Annotated in this window: 21 protein-coding genes; 15 read left to right on the top strand and 6 right to left on the bottom strand. The window is 46.2% G+C overall.

Features of this window, described 5'->3' with window-relative positions; all coding sequences use genetic code 11:
* The first annotated feature begins 109 nt into the window (after window positions 1–109).
* From HMPREF9412_RS31885 to HMPREF9412_RS31145, 3 genes are all read left to right on the top strand, one after another.
* Entirely contained in the window at window positions 110–2,044 is a 1,935-nt protein-coding gene (locus tag HMPREF9412_RS31885) for a DUF4855 domain-containing protein (protein ID WP_009595915.1), read from the top strand.
* Between the two features lie 247 nt (window positions 2,045–2,291).
* Entirely contained in the window at window positions 2,292–3,713 is a 1,422-nt protein-coding gene (locus HMPREF9412_RS31150) for a stalk domain-containing protein (protein WP_009595916.1), read from the top strand.
* A gap of 114 nt (window positions 3,714–3,827) precedes the next feature.
* Complete coding sequence (locus HMPREF9412_RS31145) at window positions 3,828–4,613, top strand: stalk domain-containing protein (protein WP_009595911.1); 786 nt, start codon at window positions 3,828–3,830, stop codon at window positions 4,611–4,613.
* Between the two features lie 150 nt (window positions 4,614–4,763).
* On the opposite strand, the gene HMPREF9412_RS31140 is transcribed toward HMPREF9412_RS31145, so the two are convergent.
* A complete protein-coding gene (locus tag HMPREF9412_RS31140; protein WP_009595925.1) occupies window positions 4,764–5,675 on the bottom strand; it encodes a DMT family transporter in 912 nt (303 codons plus the stop codon).
* 153 nt (window positions 5,676–5,828) lie between these two features.
* Here HMPREF9412_RS31140 and HMPREF9412_RS31135 point away from each other — a divergent pair, with 153 nt between their 5' ends.
* The 3 genes from HMPREF9412_RS31135 (at window position 5,829) to HMPREF9412_RS31125 (ending at window position 8,819) form a co-directional block, all read left to right on the top strand.
* Window positions 5,829–6,731: an AraC family transcriptional regulator gene (locus tag HMPREF9412_RS31135; RefSeq protein ID WP_009595912.1), complete on the top strand. Its 903-nt coding sequence runs from the start codon at window positions 5,829–5,831 to the stop codon at window positions 6,729–6,731.
* A gap of 75 nt (window positions 6,732–6,806) precedes the next feature.
* On the top strand, window positions 6,807–7,736 hold the full coding sequence (locus tag HMPREF9412_RS31130) for a poly(ethylene terephthalate) hydrolase family protein (protein ID WP_009595918.1): 930 nt from the start codon (window positions 6,807–6,809) through the stop codon (window positions 7,734–7,736).
* A gap of 366 nt (window positions 7,737–8,102) precedes the next feature.
* Complete coding sequence (locus HMPREF9412_RS31125) at window positions 8,103–8,819, top strand: hypothetical protein (protein WP_254664144.1); 717 nt, start codon at window positions 8,103–8,105, stop codon at window positions 8,817–8,819.
* Between the two features lie 222 nt (window positions 8,820–9,041).
* Here the strand turns inward: HMPREF9412_RS31125 and HMPREF9412_RS31120 are convergent, their stop codons facing one another.
* Together HMPREF9412_RS31120 and HMPREF9412_RS31115 are read right to left on the bottom strand one after the other, a co-directional pair.
* Complete coding sequence (locus HMPREF9412_RS31120) at window positions 9,042–9,251, bottom strand: hypothetical protein (protein WP_036660591.1); 210 nt, start codon at window positions 9,249–9,251, stop codon at window positions 9,042–9,044.
* Window positions 9,252–9,497: 246 nt separating this feature from the next.
* Window positions 9,498–9,956: a DinB family protein gene (locus HMPREF9412_RS31115; protein ID WP_009595938.1), complete on the bottom strand. Its 459-nt coding sequence runs from the start codon at window positions 9,954–9,956 to the stop codon at window positions 9,498–9,500.
* Window positions 9,957–10,236: 280 nt separating this feature from the next.
* Between HMPREF9412_RS31115 and HMPREF9412_RS31110 the strand changes: the two genes are divergently transcribed.
* Window positions 10,237–10,761 (top strand): phosphotransferase-like protein, encoded by a 525-nt coding sequence (locus tag HMPREF9412_RS31110; RefSeq protein WP_009595920.1) that lies wholly within the window; start codon window positions 10,237–10,239, stop codon window positions 10,759–10,761.
* A gap of 256 nt (window positions 10,762–11,017) precedes the next feature.
* Here the strand turns inward: HMPREF9412_RS31110 and HMPREF9412_RS31105 are convergent, their stop codons facing one another.
* From HMPREF9412_RS31105 to HMPREF9412_RS31095, 3 genes are all read right to left on the bottom strand, one after another.
* Window positions 11,018–11,659 carry a peroxiredoxin-like family protein gene (locus HMPREF9412_RS31105; protein WP_009595923.1) on the bottom strand — a complete coding sequence of 214 codons (642 nt, stop codon included), beginning with the start codon at window positions 11,657–11,659 and terminating at the stop codon, window positions 11,018–11,020.
* Between the two features lie 71 nt (window positions 11,660–11,730).
* Complete coding sequence (locus HMPREF9412_RS31100) at window positions 11,731–12,243, bottom strand: hypothetical protein (protein WP_009595910.1); 513 nt, start codon at window positions 12,241–12,243, stop codon at window positions 11,731–11,733.
* Window positions 12,244–12,507: 264 nt separating this feature from the next.
* Entirely contained in the window at window positions 12,508–13,092 is a 585-nt protein-coding gene (locus HMPREF9412_RS31095; protein ID WP_009595940.1) for a TetR/AcrR family transcriptional regulator, read from the bottom strand.
* A 156-nt stretch (window positions 13,093–13,248) separates the two neighbouring features.
* On the opposite strand from HMPREF9412_RS31095, the gene HMPREF9412_RS31090 reads away from it, so the two are divergent.
* The 8 genes from HMPREF9412_RS31090 to HMPREF9412_RS31055 all read left to right on the top strand — a co-directional run.
* Window positions 13,249–13,800: a dihydrofolate reductase family protein gene (locus HMPREF9412_RS31090; RefSeq protein WP_009595931.1), complete on the top strand. Its 552-nt coding sequence runs from the start codon at window positions 13,249–13,251 to the stop codon at window positions 13,798–13,800.
* Window positions 13,801–14,023: 223 nt separating this feature from the next.
* Window positions 14,024–14,443, top strand: coding sequence for an SRPBCC family protein (locus HMPREF9412_RS31085; RefSeq protein ID WP_036674216.1), 420 nt, complete (start codon window positions 14,024–14,026; stop codon window positions 14,441–14,443).
* A 354-nt stretch (window positions 14,444–14,797) separates the two neighbouring features.
* The gene (locus HMPREF9412_RS31080) at window positions 14,798–15,781 is read left to right on the top strand and encodes an ABC transporter permease (RefSeq protein ID WP_009595941.1); all 984 of its coding nucleotides are present in this window, start codon (window positions 14,798–14,800) and stop codon (window positions 15,779–15,781) included.
* Between the two features lie 15 nt (window positions 15,782–15,796).
* The gene (locus HMPREF9412_RS31075; RefSeq protein ID WP_139084138.1) at window positions 15,797–16,684 is read left to right on the top strand and encodes a carbohydrate ABC transporter permease; all 888 of its coding nucleotides are present in this window, start codon (window positions 15,797–15,799) and stop codon (window positions 16,682–16,684) included.
* 63 nt (window positions 16,685–16,747) lie between these two features.
* The gene (locus HMPREF9412_RS31070) at window positions 16,748–18,313 is read left to right on the top strand and encodes an extracellular solute-binding protein (protein ID WP_009595939.1); all 1,566 of its coding nucleotides are present in this window, start codon (window positions 16,748–16,750) and stop codon (window positions 18,311–18,313) included.
* Window positions 18,314–18,415: 102 nt separating this feature from the next.
* Window positions 18,416–20,179 (top strand): sensor histidine kinase, encoded by a 1,764-nt coding sequence (locus HMPREF9412_RS31065; protein ID WP_009595913.1) that lies wholly within the window; start codon window positions 18,416–18,418, stop codon window positions 20,177–20,179.
* The gene (locus HMPREF9412_RS31060) at window positions 20,157–20,903 is read left to right on the top strand and encodes a response regulator transcription factor (protein WP_009595917.1); all 747 of its coding nucleotides are present in this window, start codon (window positions 20,157–20,159) and stop codon (window positions 20,901–20,903) included. Before HMPREF9412_RS31065 ends, HMPREF9412_RS31060 begins: the two co-directional genes overlap by 23 nt.
* Window positions 20,904–20,942: 39 nt before the next feature.
* Window positions 20,943–22,961 (top strand): glycoside hydrolase family 95 protein (locus HMPREF9412_RS31055; RefSeq protein ID WP_009595914.1); only part of this gene is annotated, 2,019 nt, incomplete at its 3' end.

Below are 22,961 nucleotides of genomic sequence, written 5' to 3'. Positions count from 1 at the left end.
ACGCCAAGGCAGGAGAACTTTGAATGGGACGGCAGCCGGGATGGAATCAAAGGCGGGAATACGGACGGCAAGCTGGCTTATGCGCGTTATGTTAAAGTAACCTTTTACGATGCATCCTTCGCAATGGGAATACATTGACGAAATCGAAATTATAGGTACGGATGGCATGGCTCAGGGGGCGGTAAAGGTTCCTGCCGAACAGCCTCGTTTTTTGGAGCCGGGAGAAGCTACAGCCGGTATCCGGAACCTGAATCTGCTGTATAACGGACAATATGCAGATGGGTTGGGCGATTGGAACAAGGAACGGATCATCCCTAACATCAGTTACGTAAATCAAGACGGCGAGCCTGTCGACTGGCTTTTTGACGGGATATTATATCTCGGACTGGCTTCGCCTGCCGGCCGCGACTTCGGTGTCGGACAGACGATCCTGGAGGACTGGAACTGGTATTTGGATAAAACCTTCGCAGCCGCGGGGGATATGCAGCAGTTGAATGAGGCTACAGTGGAAGTCGGAGCCAAGCTGAACCAGCCTGATCATAAAATGAAGGTTGTGCTCATGATTCCGAACCCGGGGGAATACGTAAACGACTTTGGCGACGTTGACGGTGACGGGGTATCCGAAAGCTTTAACGACTCGGTTGTCGGCAAAGAGAAAGCGCTCGAAAACCGGATAAAAGTGATGCAGTGGTGGCTGGATCAGGTTCGCCAAAGATGGCAGGAGGCGAACTATTCCAATCTGGAGCTTGTCGGCATGTACTGGCTGGAAGAACAAATCAGCACAAGCGATACAGGCCCGGATTTGCTCAAAGCTGTAAGCGGCAAAGTTCATGACATGAACTTGAAATTTTTCTGGATTCCTCACTCTTTGGCTTATAAAAGCTTTATGTGGAAAGAGGTAGGGTTTGATGCCGTGGCGCTTCAGCCTAACTATTTCTTCGGCGGAATGGATTCCGACCGCTTGGAGGATGCCGCGAATCTGGCCAAGCAATATGGGATGTCGATCGAGCTTGAGTTCGATGACAGGATGCTGACGGAGGGCGTATTCCGCGATCGTTATATCGAATACTTGAACAGCGGTGTTGACACCGGCTTGATGCAGAATGGATTTAGGGCGTATTACCAAGGTAATAATGCCGTTTATAACTTAGGGGTAAGCAAGGACCCAAGCTTGCGTTTAATGTATGACTGGCTGTACCAGTTCTTGAACGGAACGTACACGATTGACAGCAGCCCGACGCCGGAGACAATGGAGGAGCTTGTACGCAGTTACGTCGCGTCGAACGAAATCAATTCGGTTTTTGGCAATGAGTTATTGTACCGTTTGCAAAACATCAAGCTGCTTCTGGAGCAAAACAAGCCGAAGGACGCCGTAACGTATATGCAGGATTTCCTCGCACACATTCACGACCCGGCCGTGCAAGCACAAGGGTTGATTTCGGCACCGGCAGCAACGGTGCTTGATACCTATGCCCAAGTTCTCATGGGAATTTGGTCAGACGACTGGGGCCTCGGCAATTTGGCTCAAGGACTAAGCTATACCATTTCGCGACCGCCGAACAGCAGCTATCCCGATTCTGGGAATGAACTGACGAACGGCCTATTCGGCGGAACGGATTTCAGCAACGAGCAGTGGCAGGGCCATGCGGGAAGCACCTACCCTGAAGAACGAAGCCGCACCATCACATTGGATTTGGGCCACAACAAATCGATCGGATCAATCAGAGCCCATTTTCTTCAGGATCAAGGACCCGGCATCTATTTCCCTCAGAACGTTGATTTTTCCGTTTCAACGAACGGCCAAACCTGGAGCACGCTGGCAACCGTTTCAACACCACCGGCACTTGATGCTGCCTCTGCCGAATTCGTGAGATGGAGCGGGTCAGCAGACGGCGTGCCGGGGAAAGCGGGAGCCGATAAAGTATACGCCCGCTACGTCAAGATCGAATTCCCGGTCAACGTCTGGGTCTTCCTTGATGAAATCGAAGTTCTCGGCATTGACGGCAAGGCGAATGGAGCCGTCGTTTTGCCGCCGACGCCGTAAATACCGGGCATCCGGTAACGGCAGGGAATTCCATGACAAAATTCTGTCGCGCCATAATGCATGGTGCCTTATGATTCCTAATAAATAGCCATGGGCGCATCGTTATTTTTCACGCTGTGACCCATGGCTTTTGCTTTTGAATCGGTCCTGAATGCCCCCATGGGAATGGAAAAAAATGGACTGCAACTTTTATAGGTTATAAGCGTCATTACCATAAGACACCAGTAGAAGAGGGGATAGGAACGAAATGAATAAGGTTTTATCAGGGCTTGTATTCGTTTTGGTAATGATGCTCAGCTTACCGGGACAGGCATCTATGGAGCAGGCTTCCTTGGAAGTAAGTTTTCAGGATGAGCAGTTGGAGCAAGCAATAAAAGAAATTATAAAAAAGGATGAAAATGCGGCTGTTACACAGAAAGATATGGAATCATTAACATTACTTGATCTTTCAAGACGAGAAATTAAAAGCATTCAAGGCTTGCAATCTGCTTCGAATTTGAAATATCTTGACTTGTCCAATAATGAAATTGACGATATTACGCCACTCAAGTCATTGACTAAGCTTCGCGAACTTGATATTGCGGACAATCAGATCGCTTCAATTCAGGAGTTGTCCGCCATGACGGATTTGGAAATGTTGATCGTAAACCGGAACCAAATTTCGTCGATTGATGTGATCAAGCAGCTTGGGCGTCTGCATACATTCGAAGCGAACGATAATCAAATCTCGAACATTACGGCATTATCAATGGCCACAGAATTAACATGGTTACAACTGAACGGGAACCAGATCGCGAAAATTCAGCCCTTGAGCCGTTTAACCAAGCTAAAGAATTTGGAACTAGCGAGCAATCGATTCTCGGACCTGAGTCCACTTAAGCCGCTCTCCAAAAGTTTAATGAGCCTTAACATCGGAAACAATCGAATTTCGGATCTCCGTGCGCTTGAAGGAATGACGCTAATGAGGGTTCTTTCCGCGGACAACAATCAGATCAAGAAACTAGACCCACTGAAAAAAATGTCTAACCTGTCTTCCTTGAGTCTAAACTCTAATTTGGTTTACAACCTTGAGCCTTTGAAATCCCTAAAGGAACTTCAATATTTATATCTAAAGGATAACCGTGTATGGAGTTTGGATCCCATTCGAAATCATTCGTTCGATACGCATTATGACACGGGAGCGCTAAGATACGCGTTGCAATTAAGCGGTAACTATTTGGATTTAAGAAGTACGACTAAAACGTATCAGCTTCTCAATAAGCTCGGTGGAGATGGATCCGTCTATTCCCAACTGAAAGCCCAGCGATTAGTGATCGGGAGTAGAACTGCTTACGTAGGAGAGAGTTCTTTTAAGTTAAGCGAAGCCCCGTTTATTGCATCGAGCCGCACCTATGTCCCGATTCGATTTGTATCCGAGCGATTGGGTTCTAAGGTAGGGTGGAACCAAAGCAAACAAGAGGTAACGATCAGCAAAGACAACACAACGATCCGTTGGAAAGTGAATGAAAAGAAAGCAAACGTGAATGGAAAAACCGTTTTATTTGATACGCCTTTACTGTTGAAGCAGAATAGTTCATTTGTACCCGTACGCTTCGTGTCCGAACTGTTAGGATCTCCCGTAGAATACATGGCGAATCCCAAAACGGTAATCATATTTGAGCAAAAATAGCTACATTACGTACTGCCTGATCCCTCCGGCGTAAATTGCTGGAGGGGTTTGTTTTAAAAAAGCAAGGATTGAGTTAAGGTCAAGGAAATAATCGAACCGTGGGAGGAGTTATCTATGAAAAAAACAATACTCGCACTAACACTTTCTTTAGTGTGTACATTACTGATCGGTAATCCAGCGATAAGCTTCGCTAATAATTTATCGAACACGATTGACAATGGGAAAATCGAAAATGGACGAATGCTGATTCCATTACGTGCTGTTTCAGAGAAATTCAATTCAGAAGTAACTTGGAACCAGGCAAAAAAAAGCATTACGATTATTCGTGGCAAACGAGAGCTATTGCTGCGTGTTGATTCTCGCACAGCTTTATTAAATAACGCTGCTTTCAGTCTTGATGTGCCAGCAAAAATCTATAAAGGAACGACTTATGTGCCCGCACGTGTTTTTGCTGAAGCTTTTGGCGGAACCGCGCTGTGGTCCAAACAAGAACGAAAAACAACCATTACGATCGGTCTGCAACAGGTCTTTATCCATACCGAGCCGCAGAAGTCTTGGAGAATGAGTCAAGAGAGAATAAACGTACTTAATGAAAAGATAAATGAAGCCACCGATCTCTCAAGCTTTTCCCAAATCCGAACACATTTCAGTCCTTATTTCACGGACTCATTTATAAACAAGATCATTCACAGTAATGGCATTAAAAATAACGCTATACTAACAAAAAAGGCCGATATTACCTACAGTGGTACCACAGCGGCGAGAATGCACCAATCGGCTTACTTTGAAAGCGGTCCTATCAATCTTGAGCTCGTTGATCGCTTTGTATTCTATAAATTTGAAGATAACCATTGGAAGGTAGACGATGTGAACGTGGGCAGACAAATTATAGAGCCATAATACGGACGAGAGCAGGATTAGCGCCAGAAGAATTAAGATGTCGTTGTATGATATTTTTACAGAAGGTTTAAAAAAACAGCCGATCCACGTGGATCGGCTGTTTGTGTTTGAGCTAACGAGCTACCGATGGACTAATACTGCATACACCGATCAATGCGAAAGATTTTTGTGAGCTGAATATCTTAAGGTTTGCAGCCAAAAATAGGTCAGCATGCCCAGAAGCGTAATCATTCCACCTACGAATTGAAATGCGGAGATCGTTTCTCCCAAAAACAGATAAGCCAGCATAATGGCCAAAACGGGTTCGCCGATAATGCCTACGGATACCGTTGTAGCACCAATGGACTTAAGCAGCACGTTGAAAACATATTGGCCAAAGATCGTGGGAATGATCGCAAGCAGAAGGAAGTATGTCCAATCCGAAGCGTTGTAATGGGTCAAAGAATGGTGATTCCACAAACTGTAGACGAGCAGGACACTCCCCCCAGTAAAGAAGACGACAACACTGTATAGATTTGCATTGATTTTTTGGCTCACTTTCTGTCCGACCAGCATATAAGCCGACACCAGTATGGTTCCTATCAGTGACAAACCGTCCCCGATCAATGCCTCTCTTGAAACACCAATATCTCCCCAAGCGATAATAAGCGAGCCAAACAAGGCGGCAACCAAGCAGAGAACGGTCAACACACTCGCTCGTTCCCTAAACATATAGTACGAACCGATCATCACAAACAAAGGCTGTAGCGCCAGGATTACCATGGAACTCGCCACGGAGGTATATACCAACGACTCCATCCAAAACAGGAAATGCAGTCCCAGAAGCAGGCCGGCTAATATAACGTTTCCCCAATCCTTTGAGTCCAGTTTCAAGGAGCGGAGTGTTTTCCAGGGGACAAACGGAAGCATTATGATTGCCGATAGATAAAGTCTGTACATACCGGCTACAGCGGTTGGTGTATCCGAAGATTTGATCATGATCGAAGATACGGATACCGACAGAATAGCGATAAATAGCAGTATATAAGGATGTAGCGGTAGCGATGATTTATTTGTTTTCAACTATAACCCTCCAAGAGGGCCTATCCGATCGTCTGTGCACAGGCTAGTGATAAGCCAAATTCATGATATAATAATATCATCGTATTATATTTAATTGTGCAAATATATCTTTCATTAATATAGATATATCGTCATAGAAAGGAGTTCCTTGGAATGACTAAGCCGCTGCATGAGACTATTTTGTATCCCGACGATGCGTTTCCTTATATCATGTACACGCATACGATTCATAAAAGTATTCCCGAAGGAAGAGGATTCAACGATCTGCATTGGCACGAAGAGCTGCAAATCACGTTGGTGACGAAAGGAAAACTGAGTATTCAAGTAAATGGGACGGATCATGAGCTGGAAACCGGCCAGGCGATTCTGATCAACAAGGGAGTTCTTCATGTGGCGACGCAGCTAACGCATGACGGTCAATATGTGAGTTTCAATTTTCCTGAAAAACTGCTCGCCTTTCACGCGGACAGTGCCATGGAAAAAAATTATGTGTTCCCTTTTACCAATTCTTCTTTCGTTTCGCTTGTGATCATAGGAGACTCGGAGTGGGAGAAGCAGGTATTGGACATGCTTTGGGAAATGAGAAAGAAGTTTAATATAAGAAAAAGCTGGGGATGGGAATATGAAATTTCGATTCAAACCGTACAGCTATGGTACATCTTGATCTCCAATATGTCCGTCTCTCCCATGGAAGCACCGAAACACGTGAAGCGGCAACAGGAGAGACTGCAATTCATGCTTAGCTTCATACATCAAAACTACTCGTTTCCTGTAACGCTGCAAGAAATTGCCGATGTTGCGCATCTGAGCATCTCGGAGTGTACCCGATGTTTTAAAAAAACGGTTCATATGACCCCCTACGAGTACCTGATCAAATACCGGATAAAGAAAAGCAGCGAATTATTAATATCAACGGACGACACCATAACCGAGATAGCCCGTAGGGTAGGGTTCAATCATGTCAATCATTTTATTCAGTCTTTTAAAAAGTACCACGAAAGAACACCCGGAGATTTTCGAAAGCTTAGAGCTGAAATGAAACAGTCCAAAGTTTAACGTATATCCATTCAGTTTCATACTTTAACAGAGAAAACGATAGAGAAATCGGCAATCTATCGTGAGGTCATGTGTATGTCGGTTCTGAAAAAACGTAAGTGGATTTTATGGTTGTCAGCTTTAGTCCTGATCGCTGCAGTTCCAATAACAATTTTCATGCAAATCATCATTCATTCAAATATACCAGAACTTGCGGAAGGCAGCATTGAGCAGCGGTATGCGCAGAAAGGAAGCTATCATGTAAAGGTAGAAGAAGTTAAGAGAATGAGCGGGGAGGCTTTATTTAGAGTATACTACCCGGCATTTCAAGAAGACGAATCCTATCCTATTATTTCATGGGGGAATGGAACAGATGCCACGCCAGATCGTTATGATGAGCTCTTAACTCATCTAGCTAGCTGGGGATTCATAGTAATAGATTCGTATAGCAAGACAACAGGAACTGGCAAAGAAATTGTGGAGGCTATTGATTATTTGAAAAATGAAAACGAACAGGCAAACAGCTTGTTTTATCAAAAAATACAAATGGAACATACTGGTGTAGCTGGACATTCTCAAGGGGCTACAGGGGTTATTAATGCACATACCAACTATAAAAGTGGTTCGTGGATTAAGACGGTTGTTTCCATCGCTCTCCCGGATTTGAAGCATTGTGATCCAGAAGATGTGTACGATACAGCACGTATTACCGCTCCTTTTCTCATTATGGGAGGTACACGAGATTTTCTAATCTCACCGGTATCAACGAATCAATTAGCCTTACATAATACTCATCCGAACACGCCTGTTATGATGGGGATGGCAAAAGGTGCTGCTCATACAGCGATTGAAGGTAATGGTGGCAATCATAGGGGGTACTTGACGGCTTGGATGAGATATCGGCTGTCTGATGATCAGGAAGCGATGAAGGCATTTCATGGGGATTCTTCCGAGATGATGCATAATGCAAATTGGGTGGACGTTGAACAAGCTAATATGGATGATCATAAATTCGTGAATCCATAACAATCAATCATGTTTCGTTATATCCCCTCGTGGGATTATGATCGTGGGATTTATAGGACTTTCTCTCTGGCAGAGTGCTTTTTTGATTGTATAGACGAAAAGAATCATTTTTCCGGGAAGTTTGATGAAATGGGTATACGACCTCTGTTGAATATAATACGATCAGTCTTATTACGTAACGTGTTCGAATTTACGACAACGGAGGGAAACGCTTTGAAGTACATTAGGACGATTATGATGATAGTAGGCGGCATCTGCTTGTTGGGCATTGGCTGTACAGTTCAGAAACAAGAATCGGAGATTACCCTAAGCGAACTCAAACAATCCGATAACAATATTCGCGTACCACATAATGAGCGACTACATATGTCTACTGACCAGAGGTGGGTTGAGGAAGAGGGGCATCAGTCTGATCTGATTCGCCTTCAATGGACGGCGGAAAGGGCTAAACCTGCCATCGTGTGGCTCGACGAGAAGGGAATGAACAAAACGGCGATCATATCGCATGACAAGGCTAACAATCCGGAGCAGCACGACCATAAGCATATCTCATTCGAAACCACGATGTCGCCAAAGGGTGAATATCCGAACCAACTGTTTACCCGGTTTGAAATTCCTTACGATACTGACGTTAGCGAGATTCGTACGCATTCTTCCAACTTCAATGTAATGAGCGGCATATTGCGAGTCGCAGGGGAAAAAGGGACTAACCGGGATATCCAGTTCAGTGTAGCCGGCAAGGAAAATGAGACGATAACGAGATGGGCCCTTCGGGCAGATAGTTCCGAAGAACCGGGGGACAATTCCGGAGCCGACATGCAATTCGTTCGTTATGACGATGACGGCAACGTCGTTGATTCCCCGCTAACCATAAAGCGCAGCAGTGGTAATGTCGGTTTAGGTACGAATGACCCCGATACCAAATTAGATGTAAACGGGGATATGCTTCGAATCCGGGACAAATTTACGCCTGCCTCATCCACAGATGCCTGTAGTCAGGGTCAGATAGCATGGGATGACGATTATGTATATGTTTGCGTTACCAAAAACAAGTGGAAAAGAACAGAGCTCTCGTCGTGGTAACATTGGATAGGGGATAGGCGAAAAGGGGCAAGTACGGGTAAGGGTTCTTGTCCTTTAACTGTATATGTTCATGGAATGTCGCGGCACAAGAAAAGCGGATAAAAAACCATAGTGGGAGTTACGGCATAGCAAGCATCATCGATGCGGGTAGTTCAACAATCAAAGGAGAACTCCTGCAAAATGTGTTATCCATATTTAATTTTGTCATGTATAGCATCCCATTCACTCTTTCTTTTTTTTGAAGAAATCGAACTTGATCACATAATCAAAGAGAAAGGTGATTGCAACAGCCCCAAGTGGAATCATTGCGTATGCCCAAGGCGGATTATTTGGAGCTTCACCAGGGGGTGCATCAATTAAAATCTCAAAAAGAACAACACAGTAAATTACGGCCAATACAATACCTGTTACGTTCCTACCTTTTTTACGCAAGGCTATTTTTCACCTCCCTTAACATGAACAACCACTGAATATAAATCCTCTTATTCGAGAAACGTTGAGAAGCGGGTCTTCCGGAGCTTGAAGGTCTGGATAAGCTAAAGTGAACTGTCGAAGTAGGGGAGTCGGAAAGTCATGTCCAGCATCATTTTCCTGATGAGAAATCTGATGACAGCAGTAGTAGATTAACCCGACGTTACGTAACAACCGGCTTTACAATATAACAAAATGATCTTTACGTTAGAAAAGGGGACCGGGGAATCCGTTCAGACGTGCGATGACGCCGATTTGACCGACATGGTACGACTCATGCTCGAAAACATGATGGAAGATCCATCGCAGTGTCGGCGCCGAAGGCGGTTCCCAACCGTCTGAAAAACGAGGGAGCTGTATGGCTGGTTCATATTCATCGTAAACCATGGAATTGAGCTTGAGCTCCGTTTGGTTCCGAATGTCGATATAGGCCTGTAAAATTTGCTGCGAGTGATCCAAAGACTGCGGAAGTTGACCTTTTCCCTTAGAACTAATCACGTTAATCCATTCGTCTTCGCTGCGCGCGATGTGCTCAACGATCCAGGCGATAGAGTTGGGATGGTCGGGATGCGTTGCATACCACTGTTCTTCCGTCAATTGGTTTAAATAAGGGATCAGGACTTTCCTTACATCATTTCGATAAGGAAAAAAAGCAACTAGTTTCATGATTCCTCCGGTAAGAAAATAGAATAAGAAGTTGAATTTCGATCATCGTAGAGGTTCATTATAACTTAATATATGAACGGGAACAATGGAATCTCAAGTGAATGGGAGGAAACCTGAACTAATGGGAAACGATAGTTGAGGAGAACAGATGGAGCAGTATGCCGGTCGGCAGCTGCTTCGTTTTCATTGCTCATAGTTTAATTATAATTGTTTTCTCAATCCTGTTTATACGTTGAAACTGTTAAACTGTAATTAAATTGAACGAATTGGGGAATTAGAGATGAGCAAAGGGAAAATCGTGTTTTTGAACGGAGTAACCAGTTCAGGAAAAACATCTATTGTAGACGCTATTCAATTAAAATCGGACGAGTTTTATTATGTTGTTGCAAACGATCTTTTTGAAAATACAATTGGCGACCACTATCTTCGAGAAGATTATTGGAAATATTTAAGTGATGCCATTATTATGATGTATCATACCGCCAAACTATTTTCTGACCATGGTAAAAATGTGCTTATCGATGGCATCTTGGTAGAAAGACCTGAGTTAAAGCCGCATTATGAAAAAGTTAAGGACATATTTGCTGGGTACCCCTTTTATATGGTTGAAGTGTTTTGTCCCTTGGAAATTTGCCGCCAAAGAAATATTGAACGTGGAGATAGAGCTGAAGATCAATCAGACTTGCAAAACAAAATGATGGCAAAAGATATACAGTACGACTGTACTGTCAACACACACGTAAATTCTTCAGAAGAATGTGCAGATTCGATTCTAAAATGTTTGCATGGTAGGTCTGAAGATTAATCATGTTACGCTCACGGGAAACGATAGCTCAATGACAACAAGAAGGCAGCCGACCAATGTGATCGGCTGCTTTTTATTCAACTGACGTGCTGAGTATTCTGTAGATAGGTGAAGAGGGACAAAAACATGGTATCTTTGATGCCGTTAAATAATGGGTAGTCTGCAATTTAAATATAATAGCAAACCGTATAGCGCCTTGTATACGAGTTCTCGATGTTGCGAGCTAAAAGAAGTTTTTCTGACTAAGAACAAAAACTTAAAGCTTTCTCAACTCATGCAGAATGTCTTCCGGATCCAATCGCTGCATAAAATCCGGATTGACATAGGCGGAACGGATAATTCCAGATTCATCGATCATGAAGGTGGAAGGGATCGGCAGAACCCAGCGGTTCATCGCATTGTATTCCGTTAGGTCCATGCCTATTTGTTTCATAATGTCCTGGATGTAGTCCGGAACGTCGTAAAGAATATTATAGAAAGCGGCCACGAGACCGTTTGTGTCGCTGAGCACTTGGAAGGACAGCTCTTCTTTCTCTTGCTGGGAAAGCGTGTTGTCCGGACTTTGTGGGCTGACTGCGATGAGCTGACCCCCAAGGGCTTCAATATCCGGAAGCAGCTTCTGATAGCTCTTAAGCTGAGTGTTGCAGAACGGGCACCATCCGCCCCGGTAGAAAGTTAGGACAACAGGTCCTTTGGACAGTTCATCATAGAGGTTAACCGATTCTCCCAAAGCATTTTTGAGTGTGAAATCCTTGGCCTTCTGCCCCTCCTGTCGACCGTAAGCTATGCCGGACTCCTGTTGCTCCTGGATCTGTCGGAACATCTCCGCTTGGATCTCCAAAGGGGTATGCGCTATAAATTCCTGTTTTACAGTGGCTAATGCTTGAGTTAATGACATGTTTTGCTCCTTCTCTTTAGTTAATTAGCCTCTCGGTTTTAGCCTTGATTCATTATCTTCCTGCTCACATCTTAAGCAGACATCTCGGTTGACGAGTCGAAAGTATCCAGTCTGTTTTGCTTGCGCAAATGGATGATTTGTGCTGTCAAACCAACGATAAAAATGACGAGGAGAGTGGCTTGAGCACCAAGTAAGACTGGCGAACTTAGATCGGTGACTAAGGGGTTGCCGTCTGGAACACGGGTCAGGATTTCAGTAACAGTCGGCAACAACAACAGAAACGCCGTCAGGCTGAGGAAGATTGTCTCAAGGTACTTGCCGGAACGCCCAAAGCTTGTAATACGCCCGACGCCGTATCCGCCGAGCAGCAGCAGGATCGTTGCTGTGCTAATGACATAGCTTACCGACTGATGAGCGATGGGGAATACCGTGATGGCGCCGATCATCATCGAAATGAAGTAGACGACACCAAGCCTTGACCTAGGGACAATCCGTCCGTAGCGAGCAAACATATATGTAGCCAGCGGAATGGCGGGCAAGCTGCTGAGCGTATGCACCCAGCCGAGTGGTGAAATTCCAAACATAACTGACTCCTTTCAGTCCTTAAGGACAAGGGTGACTTGTTTTGTTCTGTCGATAGATTTACGCGAGCCAATACTAGCGGATGACATCATCTCTGGACAACTAGATGACCTATATCGGCTCTTAGCGGATATGACGCGATTCGTTCGTCAATAGCGAGCATATCCTCAACAGTATGTAGCCTCCTCTCTAGATGACTCAAAGTAAGTGGTTGAGTTAATCTCTTGTCATCTCGATAATGGTTAAAATTTTCGCCACTGGACCAATCACAATGGAAGTGCGAGTCGATCCAAGAGCGGGTCTGTCACGAAGCTGAACATATTCGGATCGCCATAGGCCCGCGCCGAAAGCATAGCTCCGTGAACCGTAGCCATGAATGCTTCGGCCTCGGCATGGGGGGTACTTCTAAGTTGAAGTTGCCCAAGCCGCGATCCGCGATCCAGCACGGATGTCAACCACGTTGACAGATAGCGGAAATGCTCCCTGACCTCCATGGCAACCTCCTCGGGCAGGACGGGGAGCTGGCTTGCCAACAACGCGCAGACACAAATCGGAGCGCTAGCGTCCGCGATGCAGGCTTTCCAATAGCTAACGTAAAACCGAAGCTGTTCAAGAGCATCGGGTACATGGAGTTCAATATTCTCCATCCCCGCTTCAGCTTCTTCCCGATACCTTGCAACCAGTGTTCGAACCAGATCGACCTTGCTTGGAAAGTGGTGATGGATGCTCGCCTTACGAATCCCAACCACGTCAGCGATGTCGGCATAACTAAAACCGTTGTAGCCGCCATCGATGATCAAAGAACGAGCACAAGTCAGGATGTCATCAGAAGTAGTAGGTGAATTTTTCATATCATTAGTCTACCTACTAGTAGGTAGACTGTCAAGTGACTTTCGAAAGCATTTAAAAACTAATAGAGGTATGTCCATGGAAAAGTGAACATTAGCAATCCATGAGAAACTGGGCCTGTTATTGGATGATAAAATGTAGACATAAGGAGGCTGCATATGGGACGTATAATTCTGATGATGAATGTGACACTGGACGGCTGCTGTGACCACACGCAGGTGATTGCGGATGAGGAACTCCACAAGTATACGATGGACCTGATGGACGAGTCTGATGGTCTGCTTTTTGGACGTGAAATCTACCAGTTGATGGAAAGTGCGTGGCCAGCCATTGCCAGTAGCGGTGACGGACCTCAGTTCTTGGTCGACTACGCACGCATGCTCGATCGGAAACCCAAGTATGTCTTCTCGCGGACGCTGAATCACTTGTCGTGGCAGAACTCTTACCTGTTGAAGGGGCCTGTTTCAGAGGAGGTGCCACAGCTTATGGCAGAAGGGAAGAACCTAGTCGTTAACGGCGGTCCCGGCCTTGGTTCCACCCTGGCACAACTAGGCTTAGTGGATGAGTATCACTTCCTGGTACAGCCCATCATTGCCGGACGTGGCCCCCAATTATTGGCGGGAGTTCATGATCGACTGAATCTAAAGCTGATCGAGACCCAACCCTTCGGCTCCGGCGTCGTGGTGCACCGCTACACGTCCGTTCGTTAACTGCCTGGCTGATCACCACGCCTGGCGTAGCCAAACGAATATTAATGAGCATAAGATGCAGCCGACAAACATCTGTCGGCTGCTTCGACCTGGGCTTTTTCTTGCTGAACTAACGAGCAAAGATACAAGTCATACAGAGGTATAAATTGACATTTCGCAGATTAATGAATACAATTCAATAGAACAATTGTTCGCATAATTCTGAGTAGGAGGAACAAGTTCAATGGATTTGATTATTGAAAAAACTAGAGATCTTAATGCAAGTAAGAATGCTGTTTGGAAGGTATTGACTGATCCTGATTACATTAGAGATTGGTTAGGTGTACATATTGAAACGGATTGGAGAGAAGAGAGTCCGATCACATTTTCATTCTCATGGGACGGACAAAACCTTACCGATAAGGGACATATATTGAAATTCAAGGAACCGGACACATTCTCTTATGATTATTGGAGTGGTTTTTCGGGAACTCCAGACACTCCAGAAAATTACTCAATTATTACGTTCCAATTATTAGGTAATCACGATAGTACAACACTTGTTTTTACGCACCGTAACTTTTCAACACCAACGATGTATGAGCACTCGGATAAAAACTGGGAAGAGACTTTAGACAAAATAAAGCTATTAGCAGAAAAGTGATATGATAGATTCAATTAACTTTTCGGGGGGACAAGAGCATAATCCCATTGAAAGTCGCTAATTTAGCGGCTTTTTTGTTTTATCGGTACAAGTTCTTGTCCCGAGCCATGGATAAGTGATATTAAAAGATTCGCAGAAGCTACTCCTCATAAGCAACCACTCGGCTTGTCAAGCCAACAAAAATCAGCGAGCAGCTCCGGGCATATTACGGAACTGCTTTCTTTGAGTTTGCGAGACCAAAATAATAAGACAATGAAAGCTGTTTATTAAAAAATGACAACGCTTTCTTAAGAATGTTAGCTTACGGCGGTAAGATCCGGGAGGATACACTAGATGTAAAGGAGGAGCACAAATATGGAACTGGATAGACAGCTTACGAGCCCCACCGCAGGAGTTGGTCGGCGAACGCAATTATGGAAGCGGTTCAAAAAGCAAAAAGTACTTCATGTATTTGTCGGGCTAGGCATGATTTTTCTGATGATTTTCTCGTACACGCCGATGTTCGGTATTCTCATGGCGTTTAAGGACTACAGCATTTCAAATGGCATTAAGGGAATCTTCACTAGTGAGTGGGTCGGGCTGCGATATTTCGATGAATTCATCAACGATTATCAGTTTGCCACGTTAGTCCGCAATACGCTGGTCTTAAGCTTTCTGAAGGTCATCTTCGCTTTTCCAGCTCCAATTCTGCTTGCAATCCTGTTGAACGAAGTGAAAAACATGGCGTTCAAGCGATTCGTGCAGACCATCAGTTACTTGCCGCATTTTATTTCATGGGTTGTTGTTGTTGGGGTATCTTACGCCTTCCTATCCGCGGATGTTGGGATGGTAAATAGAGCACTGACAGAAGCCGGTTTCATTGATAAACCGCTTCATATTTTGACGAGTCCCAATTATTTCTGGGGACTTGCTGTCGGAAGTGCAATTTGGAAGGAAATGGGCTGGTGGACGATCATCTTCTTGGCTGCCATAGCGGGAATCAATCCTTCGCTTTATGAAGCTGCTGAGATTGACGGCGCCGGCAGGCTGGCACGGATTCGTTATATTACACTTCCAGGTATGAGAGGGACGGTTGTTGTTGTGCTGGTTCTGACGATCGGCAGCATACTCGGAGGCGGTCTGGTCGGTTCAAACTTCGAGCAGGCATACTTGTTTGGCAACAGCATCAATAATCCGACATCGGAGATTGTCCAGACCTACGCTTTCAAAGTCGGCCTGAGTGACGGGCGTTTTTCATATGCGGCGGCGATTGATCTTATTCAGTCCGTCATCTCGGTAGTCTTGATTTTTTCCAGCAACTTCATCGCTAAACGTGTGTCGGGGTCAAGCTTATTCTAAAAAGGAGGGTTGGTGGTGCTGAAGAGCCAAAGACAGAAGGATATACTCTTTGATAGCTTTATTTATATTGTGTTGTTTATGATGGCGCTCATCTTGCTGTACCCGTTCTATTATGTATTCATTGCCTCGTTTAACAAAGGCTCCGATACACTCTTGGGAGGCATATATCTATGGCCCCGAAGGGTTACTCTGGAGAACTACAAAATTTTCCTGGAAGATCCAAAGTGGTATGGTGCCTTTTTGATCACGGTTGCCCGTACAGTTTCTGGCACGGCTTTGGGGCTGCTGCTGACAAGCCTGGTCGCTTATGCCCTTTCACAACGTGATTTATTGTTCAGCAAAACGTATTTTACAGTCATCATTTTCGCGATGTATTTTTCGGGCGGATTAATACCCTATTATGTCGTGCTGCGCTCGATCGGACTGCTAAATTCATTTGCGGTTTATATCGTGCCGTCCATGCTCAACACGTTCTTTCTGCTCATTGCCATCTCGTTCTTCCGCGAAATTCCCGGCGAACTGAAGGAGTCAGCCCATATAGACGGCGCTGGTGAACTCAAGATTTTTTTTCGGATCATTCTGCCTGTATCGACGCCGGTACTCGCCACGATGGCTTTATTCATGGGTGTCGGTCAATGGAATTCTTGGCTGGATTCTGCTTATTTCGTTCAATCCGAAAACATGAGAACGCTTACTTTTCGGATGATGGAAGTGATCAACAAGAGCAACTCGCCTATGGATTCTCTTGCCGTTGCAAACAGCGCTTCGGCCTCGGCCGGAGTGACGAGCTTCTCGCTGCAGGTGACGGCGATGGTCATTTCCATCGTTCCGATCATATGCGTATACCCCTTTTTGCAAAAATACTTTGTGCATGGAATTATGCTAGGCTCAGTGAAAGGGTAAATCGTTGTTTCTATATTTAACCGCTTACATTAAAATACCAATATATTATTTGGAGGGGTTCACTTGAAAATATCCAAGAAGAGCTATAAACTGCTCGCTGCGGCACTATCGGCGGTGCTTGCGTGTACGCTGCTCTCCGCCTGTGGCAGCAGCGGCGGCGGAGTTTCGAACGCAAAGCAGGATAGTGATTCTTCGACAACAGCAGGCGGTGTGAAGGAATTGTCGCTGTTCATCGATGCGCCATGGTATCCGGTTAAGGAGTGGAAAGGCCCGGTAGCAGAGAAAATTACCGAGGAGACGGGTGTCAAGCTGAACGTAACTGTCGCAACCGATGATAAGCAGCTGCCGCTGATGATTGCCTCCGGAGATTTGCCGGACCTCGTCTTTACGTATGCTAACATTGATCGGATGTCGGATTCGAAGCTGTCCTATCCCTGGAATGAGCTGATCGAGAAATATGCGCCGGGTTTCAAAATCGATAAAACGAGAATAGCGATCCATACGATGGACGACGGCAACTTCTATACGGTTCGAAATGCTTTTGCGACGCAGGAAGAAATGGCTCAAAGTAAATATTCCATTGGCAGCGATGGCAATCCAGGGATTGCCGTTCGGGAAGATATTCTGAAGGAACTCGGCAATCCACCGATTCAATCGCTGGACGATTTCGTAAAGGTTTTAGGCATGGTCAAGGAGAAGCATTCCGATATGGTCCCGCTAGTCCTGGATAAAGAATGGATCGAGCAGTACTTTATGCAGCAGTTCGGCACAGAGGCTCTCATCGACGGCTGGTATGAAAGAGACGGATTAGTCGATTATGCGATCAGACAACCGAAGATGCTGGAGTATTTCAAGTTCATGAACAGCTTATATCGCAATGAATACATTCTCGCGGAAAATTTTGCTTTTGCAAATGATCAGATTGATGATCAATACGTGACAAGCGGCAAAGCCTTCGCCCACGGTTATACCGTTTCCGCAGCGGAGGCGGACAACAATAAAATCAAGAGTAACGGGGACTCGTTTACGTTAAAAATGCTTCCGAGCGTTTTGTCAAAGGATGCTAAAGCCGTGAGTACGGGTTTGGGATTTGCTGGTACTTTTATCACGAAGAAAAATAAGGATCCGGAAGCATCCATCAAATTTATTGAGTACTTGGCGAGCGACGAAGGCAAAAAACTGACCATGTTTGGAGTCGAAGGCGAACATTGGACATGGAATGAAGCGGGTTATCCCAACCTCAAATACGATCCTTCCGATGCCGACTTCGTTAACGGCAACGGGATAAAATGGTGGTACCTATACAACGATGGAGTCACCGAAGGCATGCTGTCCTATGTTCCGGGATCGCAGAAGACACAGGCTTTAATGGAAACTAAGGCCGTAACTACCTACAAGCCGGCGATCGGTCTTATTCAAACGCAGCCGGATTCCCAAGAAAAGACGCTCAAGACAAAGATCGACGAGATGATTAAAAATGAGAAGGTGAAAATTTATTTGGCCAAATCCGAGGAAGAGGCGGTTGCGAATTATGAAAATATGGTGAAGACTGCCGAGAATATGGGCTTGCAGGAGCTTGTCGATTGGGCAAACGAAACATACCAGAAGAAGAAGGATTTATTCGAGTAATTGGATGTCACAAAGCCGGTAGGGACGTAAAATCTCTACCGGATTTTGCTTGCCCATGATACGGTTAGTAGAAATCAATCGGCAGCGGGGGGATTCCTGACCGTGAGTATCATACGTAAAATCATTATCGGATATGTCTTCCTTGTCTTTATCCCGGTCGTTACGTTTGGATATTACTATTACGTTCAAATTTACGGCAATCTGACCCAACAATTCATGGAAAGTCGGCAAAAGATACTGGAACAAGCCAGGGCAAATATGAAGGCGGATCTGACCCGGATCGAATCCATCCACCGCTTGCTGCAATATAATCCGTATGTGACGGACTACCTGAGCGGAGCTTATGAATCTGATTCCGAAAGCATCTACGCATACAACCGTTATATCAGCCCGATCATGACACAGTCGCTGTTTGCCAATCCGGAAATCGAGTCGCTTCGAATTTATAAGACCAAGGCACAGGTGCTTCGAATCACCGACCGGTTTCTCGAGATATCGTCCCTTGATTCGAAGAACAAGGAGTTAGTAAGTTTGCTGAAACCCGGTCAAGGAGCATGGATTGTCCCCGATTCTGGAGCTCAGGAACCGCGGCTAGTTTTTTATCAGAACATATATAACCCGGAGTTTACCGAGATCGTCGGACTTCTTGAACTGCGCATCGGCAGGGGTCTCATGCAGAAATTTTACAAGGCCATCGGCATGGAAGGAGACTGGGAAGCGATTCTGTTACCGTTTGGTACGGCGATAATTGAGGATACGACTGCCCGAATGGATGAGGAAACCCGGAAACTGCTTGGAGCAAGCGACACGGAGCCCTATTATATTAATCGGAAAACGATCGTGAATCATCTCTCCATTGAGGAGCTTGGGGTCCGACTCTTCGTTGTCGGAAAGGTAGACGTCGTGTTTCATACGATTAAACGCAAGGAAATCATTCTGATTTCAACCGTTGTTGTTTTTTTGGCGGCACTGTCGCTAGCGTATTATGTACTTGCATCCACGATCACAAAGCGCATTCTTCGCCTGGCTAGACACATGCGTAACCTGAACGACAACAATATGAGACCGTACATCAGCAAGCACGATAATCCGAACCGCCAGGATGAAATCGGGTTTCTGATCACGACTTACAATTCGATGATTCAGCGGATGGACGAATTGATTAACAATGTCCACCGAGCCGAGTTGCGAAACAAAGAAGCTGCATATAAAGTGCTTCAAGCCCAAATCAAACCGCATTTTCTATATAATACGCTTGAAACCATCAGAATGCTGGCCGAGTCAAATAACGATAAGGAAATAGCTGATATTTCCTTCTGGTTCGGGAGGCTGATGCGTTACAGCTTGTCTTCCAAGGAGGATCAAACGGTTCTCGCCAAGGAAATCGAGACGGTCATCTTCTATCTTAATATACATAAGATGCGGCTCCGAAACAGAATTAGCTACAAGATTGACATCGACGTTGACGCAGATCAAATCGCTTGTCCCCGGTTTATACTTCAGCCCTTGATTGAGAACAGCATCATCCATGGGGCTGCAGCAACGCTTCGCCCCGTTCATATCAGCCTTCATGCTTCAGAAACCGCCGATGAAATTCGGATCTGCATTTCGGACAGTGGAATAGGGATTCCGGAAGACAAGCTGTCAAGACTTCGTTCAATGCTAACGGAAGGAGACGATATCCATCCCAGCAAAGAGAACGAGGGGGGCGGGGTTGGCCTGATTAACGTGAGCGAGAGGGTCAAATCCTTTTTTGGCGGTGCTTCACGACTGGTTCTTGATAGTGAGCAAAGCCAGGGAACACGTCTCACGATCATCATAACGAAAGGGGCGGCGGTCAACGATGAAACTATTAATTGTAGATGATGAGCCGATTATTCTTGAGGGATTAGTCAAGGTCATCAAGGACGCGGCTCCGCTCGGTACGGAGGTGCGCGAGGCAGGCGACGCTTTTGAAGCACTTGAAGTCATGACGGGGTTTATGCCGGATGTTACGGTTACGGATCTTCATATGCCGGAAAAAAGCGGATTCGAGTTGATGGAGGAGGCGAAAGGAAACGGACTTTGTACGCGGTTTATTATTCTGACAGGCTATGACGAATTTGAATACGTTAGAAGAGCACTGCGCAGCGGCGTGGTGGATTATTTACTTAAACCGCTGGACAAAGACGAAATTGCAAAACTGCTAGCACGTATCGATGATGAACTGCCTTCCGAAGCTGATTCGGACTGTGAAAGGCACACGAAACGCATTCTTGCTTATACGCAAACGAATTTTATGAACGAACTTTCCTTGGATCACCTTGCCGATTTGATGAACCTTCATCCGAATTACATCAGCAGCCTGTTCAAGAAGGTGACAGGGGACACGTTTGTGAATTATTTGAACGCATTTCGTATCAAGGAAGCGCAGAAATTGCTGAGGACGCATCGGCATCTTTCCGTAAGCGAGGTCGGTCGGCGGGCCGGGTTTGAAAATAAACATTATTTCACCAAAGTCTTCAAAAAGTATACAGGGATCACACCAGGTGCCCACCGTGAAAAAGATGATATGGAAAGTATAGAGATGGATTCAAAAGAAAGATGTTAATCGACGAGGCGTTAGAATGAATGGAACGGAGGAAAAGGCATGATTAACAAAAACGGTATAGCTGGCGTAGAACAAAAGCAGCGATTATGGTATCTCCAGCCTGCCACAGATTGGAACGAGGCTTTGCCGATTGGGAACGGCCGGTTGGGTGCCATGATCTTTGGGGGAATAGCCGAGGAAAAGCTTCAGCTCAATGAAGATTCCGTATGGTATGGAGGTCCGCGTGATCGCAATAACGAAGACGCCCTGCCGCATTTACCGGTAATCCGCGAGCTGGTTATGAATGGGCGTCTGCATGAGGCGGAGGCACTGGCGGGAATGGCAATGGCCGGACTGCCCGAATCGCAGCGGCACTACTTGCCGCTCGGCGATCTTCTGATTTCGTTCGATCGTCATGAAATGGCCAAGGATTATGAGCGGGAACTGGATTTGGAGCACGGCGTATCCCGGTCCAGTTACCGGATTGGAGAGATCCGATATACCCGTGAGTTGTTTGCCAGTTACCCGGATCAGGCGATCATCATGCGGATTTCGGCTGACAAACCGGGGGCGGTATCTTTAAAGGCAAGGTTTAATCGTCGAAATTGGAGATACATGGAGAAGACAGATAAATGGGACCAGCAGGGACTTGTGATGCAAGGGGAATGTGGCGGCAAAGGAGGCAGCTCGTTTTGCGCCATCGTGAAGGCGCTTTCAGAAGGCGGAGTATGCAAGACTATAGGTGAATATCTTTTGGTTGAAAATGCTGATGCGGTAACGCTGCTGCTTACCGCGGGTACGACCTTCCGGCATCCTGATCCAGAGCTTTACGGCAAACGACGGTTGGAGGAATTGAGCCAAGTTTCCTATACTGAGCTGCTGGTCCGACATATTAAAGATTACACTGAACTGTTCGGGCGGGTGACCCTAAGTCTGTCGGAAAGCCCGGGAAAAAACACGCTGCCGACCGATGACAGGCTGAAACGGTACCGGGAGGGCGAAGAGGATAACGGGCTGATCGAAACCTATTTTCAATTCGGCCGATACCTGCTTATTTCCTCCAGCCGGCCGGGTTCTTTGCCTGCGAACCTTCAAGGCATCTGGAACGATAGCTATACTCCGCCATGGGATAGTAAATTCACGATCAATATTAACACGCAAATGAACTACTGGCCGGCAGAAAACTGCAATTTGGCCGAATGCCACGAGCCGTTGTTCGAGCTGATCGAACGGATGCGGGAGCCCGGGCGGGTTACGGCCGGCGTCATGTACGGCTGCCGGGGCTTCACCGCGCATCACAATACGGATATTTGGGCGGACACGGCCCCGCAGGATACGTACCTTCCCGCTTCCTTCTGGCCGATGGGCGCCGCCTGGCTGTGCCTGCATCTGTGGGAGCATTACCGATTCGGTCAGGACCGATATTTTCTGGCGCGGGCATACGAGACGATGAAGGAGGCGGCGTTGTTCCTGCTCGATTATTTGATCGAGGACGGCGAAGGGCGGCTCGTGACTTGCCCTTCCGTTTCCCCGGAGAACCGGTATAAGCTGCCAAACGGCGAGACGGGGGTGCTGTGCGCCGGGGCCACGATGGATTTTCAGATTATCGAAGCGCTGTTTGAGGCTTGCATCCGCAGCGGAGAAATCATCGAGAAGGATGAGGCGTTCCGCGAGGAGCTCGCTGCCGCCTTGAAGCGGCTGCCCAAACCGCAGATCGGCAAATATGGGCAAATTCAGGAGTGGATGGAGGATTACGAGGAAGTGGAACCGGGACATCGCCACATCTCCCATCTGTTCGCGCTTTATCCGGGCGAAGGTATTAACGTGGATTCCACGCCGGAGCTTGCCGCAGCGGCTCGGACGACTTTGGAACGAAGGTTGGCTAACGGCGGCGGACACACCGGCTGGAGCCGGGCGTGGATCATCAACTTCTGGGCACGACTGTTGGATGCCGACAAAGCTTACGAAAACGTTAGAGCGATGCTTCACTACTCAACGCTGCCTAACCTTTTCGACAACCATCCGCCGTTTCAAATCGATGGTAATTTCGGCGGCACAGCGGGCATTGCCGAGATGCTG

The sequence above is a fragment of the Paenibacillus sp. HGF5 genome, from assembly GCF_000204455.1.
Classification (GTDB): domain Bacteria; phylum Bacillota; class Bacilli; order Paenibacillales; family Paenibacillaceae; genus Paenibacillus_AQ; species Paenibacillus_AQ lautus_A.
The sequence above is the reverse complement of the archived record's forward strand: the minus strand, read 5'-3'. Positions and strand labels throughout refer to the sequence as shown.